Here is a 12,509-nt window from a genome sequence, read left to right as displayed (position 1 = left end):
GGAGAAGCACCGGAATATTGTTAAATAAATCGTTTCCTTTCCTCGGGGGAAGGGAGCATGCATGCACCTTCGTTTTTGCCGAACCAGCGATAACGGTTGCGCGCAAAATAATCGTAAAAGCCGTCACGGATTTTACGTGGGACGAGTATAAATAGAAACAAGAGGTGCCATAAGCCATCTAGCTTTTTAGCAATATGAAGGGCTGCGGAAGATTTCGTGTACGCCTTTCCGTTTTCGATCAAAACAATGCTATCGACATCATCCGGAATGTTATATTGCTTCACATACTTTTCACCGGTTTCACTTTGTAATGAAGAAAAAAGGAAGTGGGCGGCAGGATCCCGTTTTATAATGAACTGTACGCTTGAATTGCAAAAATTGCATTCTCCATCGAATAACACAATCCGTTTCATCATCGTGTCTCCTTCCAACTTGCTTCTTATTATTATATCCTGTTCGAATGAAACAAAACACAATCTGTGATTCTTTTATTTATACAGAAAATTTGGTATAATAATAGTAGTAAAAGAGGATGCTGCGATTTTTCTTACGTCTTCATTTCCCGTCACATTTGCCTAAGGTAACATGAGAAGGAGAGTGATTTGAATGGAACGCGTATTCATTGATCCGTACGAAATGGAATTAAGACGGGACCCTGATTTCATCGCATCATTGGAGATGATTGATGAAGGTTCACCTGTCCATTATCCGCAGTACACGAAGAATTTGAAAGAAGCTGCGGGCTTTAATCCGGATGAATTGCCGCAAGCCTATCAATAACAAAATTGGACTGCCGATCTCTTTGAGAAAGGCGGTTTTTTTATTTCCTATCTTTTCATGGTCGCTCGCCCGTATGTCCCGTCCATTTTCACATGTAATAGAACGAGGGGGTGAGTGAAGATGATGATGCACCATGGGCACTGTGGAGGACATTGTGGAGGTCGATGCGGAGGGCATTGTAGAGGAAACCAAACGATGCCAATGAGCCAATTGCAACCAATCGTTTGCCCGACACAATGCCGTTTCAATGACCAATTTTTCCCGGTTGAGCAACCATTTATTCATCCGATTGTCAACGTCAATAGGCAGCATCCTGTTATCACGCCGCGGCACTATTTTACCGAGACAACGGAAAATGTAATTGGCGCGCCGGTATTCCCTGGACAAGGGCCTGGTTTCGGTAGAAGGGGCAGAGGCTTCTTCGGCTTCGGGAGAAGACCATTTTAAAAGTAATACCGCTGTCTCCGGCGTCGAGCAAATCGACAATGGGACAGCTTTTTTGTTTTTTTGATCAAAAAAGTCGCCCCGCATAGGAGGCGACCCCAATCTTCAATCTACATTAAAATACCGTGCATCCGGATGCGCAAACACGATGGCCGACACCGATGCCTCTGGCTCCATCATGAATTCCTCGGTCAAATGGACGCCGATGTCTTCCGGTTTCAGCAAACCGAACAGTTTCGACTGGTCCTCGAGGTTTGGACAAGCCGGATAGCCGAACGAGAAGCGCTGGCCTTGATACTTGGCCGCGAACCGGTCGCGCATCGTGAAGTCGATGGCGTCCGGGAAGCCCCATTGGTCGCGGATTTCCTGATGAACCCGCTCAGCGAAACCTTCCGCGAGTTCAAGCGCAGTTGCTTGGAACGCGTGGCTCTCAAGGAATTTCCCTTCGGCTTTCAGCTTATTCGCATAGTCCCGCACGCCGTGACCCGCTGTCACTTGCATAAATGCGACATAGTCCATTTCCCCGCTGTCCACCGTCTTCAAATAGTCGGCAAGGCAGAGGAACGGCTCCTTGCTTTGACGAGGGAACGTGAAACGTTCGATTTCCGTCTTCCCGTCTTCCGGATCATAAATGATGACGTTGTCTCCATCCGCCTGCGCAGGGAAGAACTGGTACATGCCGGAAGCGGATAACTGTCCCGATTCTAAGAATCCAGTGACCATTTCATGAAGCTGCACCGCTCGCTCTTCTCCATTTGCAAGCATCTTATCGACATTGCCGCGCAAGCCTAAATGATGCCCGATCAACGTTCGCATATTAACGTACGGATATAAATGCGAAACGGAATAATCTCTTAGAACACGTCTACGAAGATCCGATGGTACGAATACAGGTGCATCCTCCCGTACTGTCTTCACAGGCCTTGGCAATACTGCAACCGCAGTATCCCGTGTCGCTCGGATCGCCTCCGACTCAAGCCGCTTTTCCTGCTTCTCAACAAGTTCATTCAACAAAGCCTCTTTATCGCCGCCTTGCAATCGGTTCGCCAGTTCAAGCCCTTGCATCGCATCCTTTGCATAAATGACTGGTCCATCATATTCCGCGGCAATCTTCGTTTCCGTAAATCTACGGGTCAACGCAGCTCCTCCAACCATGACAGGCGTATCAATACCTGCTGCCTTAAAATCCTGAGCGGTTATCACCATTTGCTGCGCCGATTTCACAAGTAATCCGGACAACCCGATAATATCCGGCTTTTCTTTCCGGATGACATCGATGAGCGTCGCCGGCGTCACTTTAATGCCGATATCGATGACGCGATACCCGTTATTGCTCAAAATGATATCGACGAGGTTTTTCCCGATGTCGTGGACGTCGCCTTTTACGGTCGCCAAAATGATTTTCCCTTTGCCGGAATCATCCTCTTTCTTCTCCATGAACTGTTCGAGGAATGAAACGGAAGCCTTCATCACTTCTGCGCTTTGCAAAACTTCCGCAACGATCAGCTGGTTATCGTTGAATAGGCGGCCGACTTCGGACATCCCTTCCATCAAAGGTCCGTTAATGACATCGAGCGGCGTATCATACATCTTAAGCGCAGCCTCTAAATCGGGGATCAACCCTTCCTTCGTTCCTTCAACGACATAATACGCAAGCCGCTCAGGTACCGTCTTTGGAATATCGTCTTCGGTTTTCTCCTTTTTCTTATCCCGGTAGAAATCAGTGAAATCTGCTAGCGTCTGATCTGTCGTATGGAATAGAAGATCGTTCGCAAGGTTTATTTCGTTCTCGGGAATCGATGCGTAACGTTCCAACTTCTCTGTATTGACAATCGCGTAATCGAGTCCCGCCTGGGTGCAATGATACAAATACACCGCGTTCAGCACTTCCCGGCCGACAGGGGGAAGTCCGAAAGAGACGTTGCTTACACCTAGCGTCGTCAACGACCGCGGCATTTTCTCTTTGATCAGCCGGATGCCTTCGATTGTTTCAACTGCCGACCCGATGTATTGCGCATCACCTGTTCCGACAGGGAACACGAGCGGATCGAAAATGATATCTTCAGGAGCGAGTCCCCATTTGTTCACAAGCAAGTCATAGGAGCGTTCGGCGATTTCTAGTTTCCGTTCCCGCGTCACCGCCATCCCGACTTCGTCGATTGTCCCGACGACGACGGCAGCGCCAAATTTTTTCACGAGAGGAAGCACCGCGTCGAACCGTTCTTCGCCATCCTCCAAGTTGATGGAGTTGATGATTGCTTTCCCTTGGGAGAATTTCAACGCCTCTTCAATCACTTTTTCATCAGTCGAATCGATAACGAGAGGCACCTTCACCTTTTTAACGACTTCCTGCATGAAATTCTTCATATCCTCAAGTTCATCTCGGTCCGGGTTTGCAAGACAAATGTCGAGGACATGGGCACCGCCGCGCACTTGAGCACGTGCAATCTCGGAAGCTTCTTCGAACTTCTCTTCAACGATCAACCGTTTGAATTTCCTCGACCCGATGACGTTCGTCCGCTCACCGATTAACAAGGGGCGCATCGATGGGTCGTACAATAAAGGTTCGATACCCGAAACGGCATGATCATGCCCGTTCTCCGGCTTTTGTCGTGGAGCGAGTCCGTCCACCGCCTCGCGGATTGCACGAATATGGTCAGGCGTCGTTCCACAACATCCGCCAACCATGTTTAGCCATCCTTTATCCGCAAATCCTCTTAGCTTTTGCGATAACGATTCAGGCGATTCATGGTAATGGCCTTCTTCATCCGGCAGCCCGGCGTTCGGATAACAAGTGACAAAGCTCGTTGCAAGATCTGAAAGCGAGCGCAGATGATCTGTCATGAATTCCGGACCTGTCGCACAGTTCAACCCTACTGAAAGCGGCTTAATATGCTCGATGGAAATATAAAACGCTTCGATGCTTTGACCGGCCAATGTCGTTCCCATCGGCTCGATCGTCCCGGAGATCATAACGGGCAACTCAATGCCTGTTTCGTCGAATGCCCGCTTGATTCCGATCGTTCCGGCTTTTACATTGAGCATATCTTGGCTCGTTTCCATCAATAGAAGATCAGCGCCGCCTTCAATCAACGCCTTCGCCTGAACGTAGAAGTCCTCGGAAAGCTTATCGAATGTAATCCCTCCGGTGACGGACAGAGTCTTCGTAGTCGGACCGATAGCACCGGCGACGAAACGCGGCCGCTCAGGTGTCGAGTAATCGGCTGCGCACTGTTTCGCGATTTCCACAGCCTTTTTGTTGATTTCAGAAGCGCGGTGACCGAGGCTGAATTCGTCCAGTACGAGGGGAGTGCCCCCAAATGTATTTGTACAGATGATATCTGCACCCGCCTCTAAATAGGCGCGGTGGATTTTATCAAGAATATCAGGGCGGAGGATGTTCAAGTATTCATTGCAGCCTTCGTATTCTTCGCCGCCGAAATCGTCCGCGGAAAGGTCTTCCGCTTGCAGCATCGTGCCCATCGCACCGTCTATGATGAGAATTCTGTTTTTCAGTTGTTGTTCGATTGGATGTTTAGGCATGGACGATATTCCTCTCCTTCTCCGCATCAAGCTGCTTTATATGATTGATCAGTTCCAATGACATGTCATAGCGGAGGAATGGCGTAATAATGTAGATGCCGTTGAATAGCTCGGCGGCAGTGTCGATCAGTTCCTTCGCGATATTGATGCCTTCCTGAGTCGCTTTTTCACGGTCATCCCCGCAAGCGGCCATCCTTTCGAGCACCTCTTCGGATAGCTTAATGCCAGGCACTTCATGGTGCAGGAATTCCGCATTCCTTATATTCGTAAGCGGCATGATGCCGATGAAAATCGGTGTATCCAAATGCTTCGTCGCTTCGTAAATGTCGACGATTTTCTCTTTTGTATAGACGGGCTGGGTAATGAAATAATCGGCCCCACATTCAATTTTCTTTTCAAGCCGCTGAACGGCACGGTCTAGAACACGGACATTCGGATTAAATGCAGCGGCGACCGAGAATTTCGCTTTTTTGCGAAGCGGCTTGCCTGTGAAGGAAATTCCTTCGTTCAATTGTTTAATAAGCTGCAACAGCTCCATGCTTGATACATCATAGACGCTTGTAGCGCCTGGGAAGTCGCCAACCTTCGTCGGGTCGCCAGTAACAGCAAGGATGTCATGGATTCCTAGTGCATCAAGCCCCATCAAATGAGATTGCAAACCGATCAAGTTATGGTCGCGACACGTCAAGTGGACAAGCGGCCGTACGTGATGCTCATGCTTCAAAATTGAGCCCATCGCCATGTTGCTAATGCGAGGGGAGGCAAGGGAATTGTCCGCCATTGTGACGGCATCTACACCGGCTGCATATAATTTATTCGCTCCTTCGAAGTACTGCTCGGTTTCCAAATGGCGAGGGGTGTCGAGCTCTACGATGACCGTTCGCTCTGTCTTCGCTTTTATGTGAAGCGGTTCGTGTTTTGCAGGCTCCGCTTCCCGGATGACGATTGGCTTTTGTGGCGTGACGGTCTTTTCCGTTATCGGCGGCAATCCCGCCAATTGCTTTTTCGCAGCTGCAATATGTTTCGGCGTAGTTCCGCAGCATCCGCCGATGAGACGTACACCCTCTTCACGAAGAAACGTTGCTGCACGACCGAAATAGTCTGCTTCAGACGCGTAGACGATCCGGCCTTCCTCGACGTCGAGCAAGCTTGCATTCGGGGCTGCTGATAAGAATGCCCGCTCTGGAATTGTCACTTTTTCAAAAGCTTGAATCGTATGGTACGGGCCTAGCCGGCAATTAACGCCGACAATATCTGCACCTATTGATTCCAATTGGTGAAGGGCATCATTCAGATTCATCCCATTTTGCAAGATGCCGGGCTCATCCATTGCCACTTGTGCAATGAGTGGAATATCCGTCAGCTTTCGCAATTCAGTGACGACGGCCGATAGCTCTTCAAAATCATAATATGTTTCCAACAACAGTCCGTCGGGATCGCCGGAAAGCAAAACATCTGCCTGTTCGCGCATCATCGTCAACACTTCGGCGATAGAAGCGTCGCTTTTCCGGATGCCGCGCAGTCCTCCGATTGTCCCGAGCACATATTGATTGCCAGGAGTTGCTGCACGCTTTGCAATCTGAATCGCTGCCTCGTTGAATTCCTTCACTCGGTGCTCTAAACCGTAGCGGGCGAGCTTAAGGGAATTGGCGCCATATGTATTCGTCTGAATCACATCCGCCCCCGCGTCGATATACTCTCGATGGATCTTCTCAATGATTTCCGGCTTTTCAACGTTCAATTCCTCATAACTAAAGTCAATGCCATATGAATAAAGCAGCGTCCCCATTGCGCCATCTGCCACTAGTACATAATCTTTCAACCGATCAAGCAATCTCATCAGAATCATCCTCTCTTCAACTCTGCATATTCTTATACAAAAAATTTCGACAGCAATGAAAAATAAAAAAGCCTTCGCTAAAAAAGAAGGCTTTACAAGTGAAATCTCGCTCCTTCTCATCTGTCAGGCCGAAATGAACCCGCTGGAATTAGCACCTGACCGAAAACGGCTGGTTGCTGAAGCTTCGACGGGCCAGTCCCTCAGCTTCTCTTGATAAGAATTTGATATGCAGTTGTTTGAATAATTTAAAACATCATATCGTTAAATGTCTGCTACGTCAATAGGTGAATTGTGATAGAATAGGCGTATGAACAAAAAGTAGAAGGTGAATTCGTTGAGGATCTTCAAATTTTCCATTCCGATTGCACTCCTTGTCGCTGGAATTTCATGGTGGATGCTCCATAAGGATCATCAAGAAGTGCCGGGGATGTCAAGAGTGTGGATTACGGTAGGTGCAGCTATCTTAAGCGGCTTGATTGCCCATTTTTTATTTCCGAAAAGTGAAGACAAGAAGCGTTAATACAGAAATCGATAGCGACTCATGCTGTCGGTTTTTTTATTTATTTGATTTAGGTTAACTTAATTGAAAATGAAGTTGACACATTTTGAGTTAACTTATATTCTATAGTAGATAACTCAAATTACGAGGTGGATTATGACAACAGCTTCAGTGAAAACGAAAAGCGGGATGAGTGCGCTCAGTCTCGTCTACTGTGGGATGTTTGCGGCATTGATGATGATCGGGGCAAATATTACTACGTTCGTCCCATTTCTAGTAATTGGTGGGGTGCCGATCACTTTACAAACATTTTTCGCCGTGTTGGCGGGACTTCTGCTCGGTAGCCGGCTTGGGGCAACTGCGATGACGGTCTATATGATCGTCGGCTTGGCGGGGGCGCCTATTTTTTCAAAATTCCAAGGCGGGTTCGGCTTCATTCTAGTACCGACCTTTGGCTTCGTCGTCTCGTTCATATTCGTTGCGTATATTGCGGGGAAAATTGTTGAGAGGAACGGAAGTTTGCAGAGCTATGTCATTGCCGCTTTGGTTGGTATGAGTGTGAATTATCTGTTCGGAACGAATTGGATGTATGCCGCTTATAAACTTTGGGCTGCGGCGCCTGACGCCTTCACCTATAAGGTGGCTTGGATCTGGATGGTACCGCCGTTGCCGAAAGACATACTTCTGGCGATTTTAGCTGGGATTTTCGGCCACCGGATGTATAAGGTGTTGAAAGTGAGGCGTACGCGTTGACGAACTATGAGGAGTTGGCAGACCGTGTTCTTGCAGGTGATGTCTTATCAAACGTAGAAGCACGTACAATTCTGGATAGCCCGGACGATGAGCTGCTTCCATTGCTGCATGCGTCCTATAAAATTCGAAAGCGTTATTTCGGGAATAAAGTGAAACTCAACATGATCATTAACACCAAATCCGGCTTATGCCCGGAAAACTGTGGATATTGTGCACAGTCGATCGTATCAAAAGCACCAATTGAAAAATACGCAATGATGAAGCAGGAAGAAATTGTGGCGGGTGCAGAACGGGCGGTGTCCTTGAATGCGGGTACGTATTGTATCGTTGCAAGCGGGAGGGGACCGGTCAACCGGGAGCTTGAAATCGTCATTGATTCCGTCAAGGAAATTAAGGCGAAGCATAGCAATATGACTGTATGCGCTTGTTTGGGCATCTTGAAACCTGAACAGGCAAAACGTTTGAAAGAAGCTGGCGTCGATAGGTATAACCACAACATCAATACATCTGCCGCGCATCATAAAAGCATAACGACGTCTCACACGTATGACGACCGTGTGAATACGGTGGAACTGGCGAAGGAAGCAGGGATCTCGCCTTGTTCAGGCGTGATTATCGGCATGCGGGAGACGAAGGAAGACGTTATCGCGATGGCGCGCAGCTTGCATGCGATGGATGCCGATTCGATTCCTGTGAACTTCTTACATGCGGTGGATGGGACGCCCCTCGAAGGAACGAATGAGCTGACGCCGCGCTATTGCTTAAAAGTGCTTTGCTTGTTCCGCTTTATGAATCCGACTAAGGAAATCAGGATTTCGGGTGGACGTGAAGTGAATTTGCGCTCACTTCAGCCATTCGGCCTCTATCCTGCAAATTCAATATTTGTTGGAGACTATTTGACGACGGCCGGTCAGGAAAGTGACCGGGACCGGCAAATGCTCGAGGACCTTGGATTTGAAATCGACATGGCGCCGTTGGTGAAACAACCGGTTACGAATTGATTATATTAGTAAAGGGCGATCCTTCAAGTTGATGAGTCTCAACTTGGTGGGTTGCCCTTTTTCATTGATGGCGGCTGCCATAAAGAAAAGTCCTCTTGCTGCATGAAATACTCCTTCACCGAAATCGAACCGTCAAAAGGTATTGCTTCAATCGTTTCGAGCATGTCGTCAAACTGAGCTTCTGTTACTGTGGAAATGTTTCTGTTCGTTATTCGTGCAGGAAGTTGATGTTCCTTAATCGTTTTAACCCATTCTTCCAGCGATGGCTCACTGATGATGACCGTCTCGGAATATTTCATATTCCCATTTTCCTCTCGATATCGATAAAGAAGACGTGCTCCGATATAATCGTTTTTCCTTCCTTTGAACCCGGGATTCGTCCATAGGCCGATAAGCAGATCGGTTATTTGGTCGTAGCGGAAAGTGATGGATTTCGTTTCGCCGGTCCACTCATTGGCGAAATAAAGTGTGTAGCCATCTCGTTCCTCCACCTTTGTGAACGTTGTCGGCCCTTTTTGCCGGGGCAGCTTTAGAAGTTGAATGCATATCCATCCGATGAATAGGGAAATGCCGCCGAGCAGGGCTGCCAGTAGCCACTCTCCATCCAAAAATGTATCTACGGCCAAGTATAATAGAACGATGCCAAACGCTCCGAAGCCGATAAGGGCTAGATAATAATAAACTTTTTTAGCTGCTGACATTTTGCCTGGCAGCTTATCGGTGCTAAAAACATTCGTCTGCATAATAACTCAACTCCTTTCTCTCATATCTTGTACGGAAGTTCGGGGCGGTAGGATTCAAAAACTTGGTCAAAAAGATGAATCGTTTCGCTGCTTCATCCGTATAGTTAGGGGAGATTAATTTTTAATAGAAAAGAGTGTTCACATGATAAATTTACTGCTATTTTCAATTGTCGTCGGTATCGTTTCCGCGATGGTGATCGTGCCGTTCACGTCGGTTTCTAAAGAAGGGAAGCCAGCCTTTAATCGAATTGGTGCATTGTCAGCAACCGTAGTGCTCATGGCGGTTCTCACATTCGCCCTTTATTACGTCACGAATCTGGATAGGAATTGGACGTCGTTGTGGGCGTTATTCCTTGTCGTAACTGTAGCGGGAGTCGTGCTTGCAACTGGGAAGGAACGAAGCGCCAAAATTGTCCTGTTATTGGCTGCGTTAGCGGGAAGTGCGTTCATCCTTAGTGCGCCGCTATTCAATGCAAATCAAAAATATAAAGCGGTCGAAATGGATCAACAAGTGGAAATTAAGGCGTTTGATGAAACGAAGACGCCTGCAAGTGTACCACCAAAATTTGCTCGAAATAAAATGAAGAAAGCATTCGGCCAAGTGCCGAATACGAGTTATTATGAGCTTGGCAACTTGCAGATTCAAAAAGTGGATGGAAAGTTTGTCTATATCGCGCCTGTCGAGTTTTCGGGATTCTTCAAATGGATGAATGGGAAGACGACACCTGGCTACTTCACGATGAGCGCGACCGATTCGGCAGACAATCCGAAGTTCGTGAAAACAGAAATGGCTTATACACCTTCATCGTACTTCCACAAACAAGTGGAGCGACATATGCGGATGGCGGTGCCGGATCTCATCTTTTATGGTGATGTGCAGCTTGAAATTGATGATGATGGAAAACCACATTATATACGTTCCTATGGGGAATTCATTACAGCGAGAAACGGTTTTGATGTCCAAGGGGTCGTCATGGTAGATCCGGGTACGGGTGAAGTGAGCCAATATCCGCTTTCGAACGTCCCTGAATTTATCGATGGGGCGGTTTCACCCGAAGCGGTCAGCTTGCAAAACAGCTACTTCGGAAAATACGTCCACGGATTCTGGAATTCAGTCGTCGGGAAGAAGGATGTGAAGCTGCCTTCAGATGAAGGGACGGAGTCGAATGTCAGTCCGGTGTTCGATGAAAATGGCCATATGTATTATTTCACTGATTTCACAAGCCCGAAAGAAGGCGTCGACTCGATGCTTGGCTATGCATTGACGGATGGCCGCACGGGCGAAGCGACTTACTATACCGGTAATCTGGAAGAGTCGTATATGGACTCGCAAGGTACGCTTCAAATTATCGAAAAGAAATTTATCGAGAAGAAATGGACCGGAGAAATGCCGGTGCTCTATAACTTTTACGGGGAAGCGAGCTGGTTGACGCCGGTTCTTGACTCAAACGGCTTCCTGCAAAATTACTTCATCGTTTCGGCAGCAAACCCAGAAATCTCCGTATACGCCAATTCACCGAATGAAGCATTGAGGCTTTACAAAACAGCCTTGCAACGGGGCGGAAGCACAGTCGACGGCAACTCGAACGCCGAGGAAGGAAAAGCGTCTGTCAACGTCGTTAGGGTCTATAAGGAACGCGCTGGCGACGCCACAATTGTGTCGATCCTTGCCGACGACGGACAGAACTATATCGTTTCCACAGAATCTGTTCCATTGGCAATCTACATTCAGGAAGGAGACCACCTTGCCATCACCTATTACGAAACGGGCGAGCTCTTCCTGCCGGTTAAGGAACTAAAAAACGCTACGATTGAATAAAAAAGGCAGCTTCCGAAATATCGGAGGCTGCCTTTATACGTTTATGAGCGATTACGCCGAATTATGAGCCGTTCGTAGCGTTTATGCGCGTCTACTTCGGGTTATGGACTTTTACAACGTTTTATGGACATTTCTAGCGATTTATGAACTTTTACGACGGATTATGAGCTTTTCTGGCAATTTATTATTGGGAAAGGGTGTAAGGAGTTTGTTCAAAAGGGCAGACTGCACCTATGCGAAAATAACAGCCGTTTGCCTCAACTGTTACGGACCACCCTTTCGAACAGAACCCACGAAGAGGAAGAAGAGGTCAGACAAAATCCTCAACTACCTTATTACCCTATTTTTTAAACCTTAAACATTAACAGCTGACAAATTTACTAGCTGTTAATTGAAGCGAAAGGCGGCGACTCCTGCGAAAGCCGTTACGAAGAACGGCTTTTTCGAGTAAAAGCGTAGCATTACGAGCAGGGACGCCCGCGTCCGCCTGAAGCGAAAATCAACTTTTTCTGTTAATTTGCATATAAATTGCACGCAAGATGTATTTTCATGTACAATTAAGTCAAAGATAGTCAAAGTCAATGGCTTAGCACCGAGAGAAAAGAGGTGACATCATGCGAAACATTTCTGACATTATTGAAGGGTATTTAAAGGCGATTATCGAAAAAGAAGATAGCGGGACTGTGGAAATCAAACGGAGTGAAGTCGCGGAAAAATTTCAATGCGTACCTTCGCAAATCAATTATGTCATCAACACCCGCTTCACCGTCGAACGCGGATACGCAGTCGAATCAAAGCGCGGAGGCGGTGGATACATCCGGATTTATCGCGTCCAGACGAATTCGCATAAGGAATTACTTGAACATATTTTAGAAGGAATACAACATGGCGCGACATATGCAATGGCTGAAGGAATCATCTACAGGCTGTTGAACGAAGAAGTCATTTCGGAGAGGGAGTCTAGGCTCATTTTAGCTGCGGTGGACCGGACGACGCTCTACTACCCACTACCGGAGCGCGATCTTATCCGGGCGCGGATTTTGCAGGCGATGCTAACGACCCTGATCTATAAACAGCTTGAATAGAG

11 protein-coding genes and 1 riboswitch are annotated in these 12,509 nt (G+C 47.5%); of the genes, 7 read left to right on the top strand and 4 right to left on the bottom strand.

Annotated features, from left to right (window positions below):
- Positions 1-20: 20 nt before the first annotated feature.
- Entirely contained in the window at positions 21-413 is a 393-nt protein-coding gene (locus tag AC0L13_RS18920; RefSeq protein ID WP_473642288.1) for a thiol-disulfide oxidoreductase DCC family protein, read from the bottom strand.
- A gap of 193 nt (positions 414-606) precedes the next feature.
- Here AC0L13_RS18920 and AC0L13_RS18915 point away from each other — a divergent pair, with 193 nt between their 5' ends.
- The gene (locus AC0L13_RS18915; RefSeq protein ID WP_473642287.1) at positions 607-780 is read left to right on the top strand and encodes a hypothetical protein; all 174 of its coding nucleotides are present in this window, start codon (positions 607-609) and stop codon (positions 778-780) included.
- 120 nt (positions 781-900) lie between these two features.
- Positions 901-1,227 (top strand): hypothetical protein, encoded by a 327-nt coding sequence (locus AC0L13_RS18910; RefSeq protein ID WP_473642286.1) that lies wholly within the window; start codon positions 901-903, stop codon positions 1,225-1,227.
- A gap of 102 nt (positions 1,228-1,329) precedes the next feature.
- On the opposite strand, the gene metH is transcribed toward AC0L13_RS18910, so the two are convergent.
- Together metH and AC0L13_RS18900 are read right to left on the bottom strand one after the other, a co-directional pair.
- The gene (gene metH / locus AC0L13_RS18905; RefSeq protein ID WP_473642285.1) at positions 1,330-4,767 is read right to left on the bottom strand and encodes a methionine synthase; all 3,438 of its coding nucleotides are present in this window, start codon (positions 4,765-4,767) and stop codon (positions 1,330-1,332) included.
- The gene (locus AC0L13_RS18900; RefSeq protein WP_473642284.1) at positions 4,760-6,607 is read right to left on the bottom strand and encodes a bifunctional homocysteine S-methyltransferase/methylenetetrahydrofolate reductase; all 1,848 of its coding nucleotides are present in this window, start codon (positions 6,605-6,607) and stop codon (positions 4,760-4,762) included. Before AC0L13_RS18900 ends, metH begins: the two co-directional genes overlap by 8 nt.
- Before the next feature lie 113 nt (positions 6,608-6,720).
- Positions 6,721-6,827, bottom strand: a riboswitch (SAM riboswitch).
- 114 nt (positions 6,828-6,941) lie between these two features.
- Between AC0L13_RS18900 and AC0L13_RS18895 the strand changes: the two genes are divergently transcribed.
- The 3 genes from AC0L13_RS18895 (at position 6,942) to bioB (ending at position 8,860) form a co-directional block, all read left to right on the top strand.
- Positions 6,942-7,127 carry a histidine kinase gene (locus tag AC0L13_RS18895; protein WP_473642283.1) on the top strand — a complete coding sequence of 62 codons (186 nt, stop codon included), beginning with the start codon at positions 6,942-6,944 and terminating at the stop codon, positions 7,125-7,127.
- 135 nt (positions 7,128-7,262) lie between these two features.
- Positions 7,263-7,859 carry a biotin transporter BioY gene (locus AC0L13_RS18890; RefSeq protein ID WP_473642282.1) on the top strand — a complete coding sequence of 199 codons (597 nt, stop codon included), beginning with the start codon at positions 7,263-7,265 and terminating at the stop codon, positions 7,857-7,859.
- Positions 7,856-8,860 carry a biotin synthase BioB gene (gene bioB, locus AC0L13_RS18885; protein WP_473642281.1) on the top strand — a complete coding sequence of 335 codons (1,005 nt, stop codon included), beginning with the start codon at positions 7,856-7,858 and terminating at the stop codon, positions 8,858-8,860. The genes AC0L13_RS18890 and bioB overlap by 4 nt, the downstream gene beginning before the upstream one ends.
- A 38-nt stretch (positions 8,861-8,898) precedes the next feature.
- On the opposite strand, the gene AC0L13_RS18880 is transcribed toward bioB, so the two are convergent.
- A complete protein-coding gene (locus tag AC0L13_RS18880) occupies positions 8,899-9,603 on the bottom strand; it encodes a hypothetical protein (protein ID WP_473642280.1) in 705 nt (234 codons plus the stop codon).
- Positions 9,604-9,745: 142 nt separating this feature from the next.
- On the opposite strand from AC0L13_RS18880, the gene AC0L13_RS18875 reads away from it, so the two are divergent.
- Together AC0L13_RS18875 and AC0L13_RS18870 are read left to right on the top strand one after the other, a co-directional pair.
- Positions 9,746-11,422 (top strand): hypothetical protein, encoded by a 1,677-nt coding sequence (locus tag AC0L13_RS18875; RefSeq protein WP_473642279.1) that lies wholly within the window; start codon positions 9,746-9,748, stop codon positions 11,420-11,422.
- Positions 11,423-12,036: 614 nt separating this feature from the next.
- Positions 12,037-12,507, top strand: a complete 471-nt coding sequence (locus tag AC0L13_RS18870; RefSeq protein WP_473642278.1) for a CtsR family transcriptional regulator — start codon at positions 12,037-12,039, stop codon at positions 12,505-12,507.
- The last annotated feature ends 2 nt before the right edge of the window (positions 12,508-12,509 follow it).

Source organism: Sporosarcina sp. QA0331 (genome assembly GCF_055808055.1).
Note: the sequence above shows the minus strand (reverse complement) of the source record. Positions and strands in the feature narration are given on the sequence as shown.

Excerpts from the sequence above, each read along its gene's own strand:
- AC0L13_RS18920 (WP_473642288.1), bottom strand. The coding sequence starts at position 413 with ATGAAACGGATTGTGTTATTCGATGGAGAATGCAATTTTTGCAATTCA.
- AC0L13_RS18915 (WP_473642287.1), top strand. The coding sequence starts at position 607 with ATGGAACGCGTATTCATTGATCCGTACGAAATGGAATTAAGACGGGAC.
- AC0L13_RS18910 (WP_473642286.1), top strand. The coding sequence starts at position 901 with ATGATGATGCACCATGGGCACTGTGGAGGACATTGTGGAGGTCGATGC.
- metH (WP_473642285.1), bottom strand. The coding sequence starts at position 4,767 with ATGCCTAAACATCCAATCGAACAACAACTGAAAAACAGAATTCTCATC.
- AC0L13_RS18900 (WP_473642284.1), bottom strand. The coding sequence starts at position 6,607 with ATGAGATTGCTTGATCGGTTGAAAGATTATGTACTAGTGGCAGATGGC.
- AC0L13_RS18890 (WP_473642282.1), top strand. The coding sequence starts at position 7,263 with ATGACAACAGCTTCAGTGAAAACGAAAAGCGGGATGAGTGCGCTCAGT.
- AC0L13_RS18880 (WP_473642280.1), bottom strand. The coding sequence starts at position 9,603 with ATGCAGACGAATGTTTTTAGCACCGATAAGCTGCCAGGCAAAATGTCA.
- AC0L13_RS18875 (WP_473642279.1), top strand. The coding sequence starts at position 9,746 with ATGATAAATTTACTGCTATTTTCAATTGTCGTCGGTATCGTTTCCGCG.
- AC0L13_RS18870 (WP_473642278.1), top strand. The coding sequence starts at position 12,037 with ATGCGAAACATTTCTGACATTATTGAAGGGTATTTAAAGGCGATTATC.